The sequence below is a fragment of the Sphingomonas sp. 37zxx genome (assembly GCF_000786205.1).
In the GTDB taxonomy this organism is placed as follows: domain Bacteria; phylum Pseudomonadota; class Alphaproteobacteria; order Sphingomonadales; family Sphingomonadaceae; genus Sphingomonas.
Window position 1 is genome coordinate 1 of record NZ_JROH01000101.1, and the last position, 1,496, is coordinate 1,496.

The 1,496-nt window shown below is 48.7% G+C and carries 1 protein-coding gene; it reads right to left on the bottom strand.

Features of this window, described 5'->3' with window-relative positions:
* Window positions 1-76: 76 nt before the first annotated feature.
* Entirely contained in the window at window positions 77-1,270 is a 1,194-nt protein-coding gene (locus QU44_RS18415) for a hypothetical protein (RefSeq protein WP_156141262.1), read from the bottom strand.
* Between the last annotated feature and the right edge of the window lie 226 nt (window positions 1,271-1,496).

Sequence of the window (1,496 nt, forward strand, 5' to 3'; positions counted from 1 at the left end):
GCCAAGCCCTTTTTCAGCAGCCTGCTAAGTGATGAAACTTACTGCACAGAGCTTTCACAAAATAATTGTCCAATTATCAATAGTCTGGCTTACCGATCTCCAGCCAATCGTAAGTTTGCTGCATACTCTTTGCTGTCTCGGCCTGCGTCCTTATTGACCATTCGCTGTACGACTCTTCTCCATTACCCAAACGGCTGCTACCTTGCCCGCCACTGCAACCTGCGGGATACTGTGCACAATAGCTTAGTATCGCCAGTGGAATTGCCATCACCACATCGAAAAAACCTGGCTTTGGTGGCTGGATATAGGCCGAACCCGCCAGTTGGGTATACAATGAGTTGGCAAGCTTGTAATCTGTTCCGCCACTCCACGTCTTTTTCAATATTTCAAGTAAGTCTCCAATTGCTTCTTGTTTTCTACCGAGTTGCGCCTTGATGGACGCTCCGGCGATCCGATTATAAGGTCCGCCATGTTTCTCATGAATTTCTAGCGCCGACTTTAGCGAGCGAGGAGTTCCGATTCCCATCAAATGATACGACGCTATATAATTAGCTGAATGATAGATTTGCGTCGGACCCCATTTCATCACACTATCGTTGGCGAGTGCAAAGGCTTCCTTTGTTTTTCCGTCTGCGAGCAGCGTACGAGCAGTCAGATAATTCAGAGACACCAAGGAGCGCGGGTAATAGGTAGGATCTACCGATTGCCAAAGTTTTGGTTGATTAATCCATGCATCAAGGGCGCGGTTGTAACGCACGGTTCCCTGTCTCTCGCCTAAACCAAAAACGACTGCAAAATACTCTTCGACGCATGCGCGCTCGATTTCGACCTGTAGGAATTCCGTGTAGCCATACGAGTCTTTTGGGGCCAGAGGAGGTTGAATAGAATTCATTAATCTTAACAACTGACCGATCTTTTTTAGTTCGGGCTGCGGGACAGACGAGACCCATCCAATACTACGAGCTAGCGTCTCTATTTTAAAGCGATAATCACTTATTTGTCTATCAGGACCGTTATTAGTCATCATGGCATGCTTTACAAACCGGTCGACAACCATCGATTCCTGCACTCTATCGGCTTCGGGTGCCTCCTCATAAAACCCATCCGACAATCGAACCAAACCAGCTTCATGCAAGCACTGGACTCGCGGCGATAAGCCAGTCCAATCGCGCGAAATATCGGTTATCTCAGCTCGGATGTCAGCCGCATTGCCCTGATGCGCCGTAATGCCAAGCAGAATTGCACACACCACTGCTGATTTGAACATCACTCGTGCCCCATCGCTTAATCTAGAATTGGTCAGTCGCCATCTTTTCGGCGCTTCGATTCGCACTCGCAGTCTATACTGTCGTTCTGCCGCAGCAAGCGGCACGGAACGACATGCGGCTCTCCACTAGCACTACTTTGGCAGAAATGTGGTTTTCGGGATTCTTTTTTCGGCGGATGCGTGATTCTTGGTTAGCCAGCTTTAGCAGGCTGCTGAAAAATCCCACGGT